Below are 254 nucleotides of genomic sequence, written 5' to 3'. Positions count from 1 at the left end.
GAGGGCGGTCGGGCAATGCAGCCGCTCGGCGGTCGACATCAGCACCTCAAGCGCTGCGTCATAAGGCTGCTGGCCAATGACGACAGGATGCTTCGCCTTCATGATGCCTGCCTTTTCGGCGGCGATCACCTCGACCCGGTCACCGAGATAGGGCTGATGATCCAGGGAAATCGGCATGATGACCGAAACGGCCGGATCGGAGATGACATTCGTCGCGTCGAAGCGGCCGCCAAGGCCGACTTCGATAACTGCCG

At 61.8% G+C, this 254-nt stretch carries 1 pseudogene; it reads right to left on the bottom strand.

From position 1 onward, the window contains the following. Positions 1-254, bottom strand: a pseudogene (locus SB772_RS43390) (bifunctional folylpolyglutamate synthase/dihydrofolate synthase); the annotation flags it as partial.

The sequence above is a fragment of the Paraburkholderia sp. SIMBA_030 genome (assembly GCF_046535245.1).
In the GTDB taxonomy this organism is placed as follows: Bacteria; Pseudomonadota; Gammaproteobacteria; order Burkholderiales; family Burkholderiaceae; genus Paraburkholderia.
The sequence above is the reverse complement of the archived record's forward strand: the minus strand, read 5'-3'. Positions and strand labels throughout refer to the sequence as shown.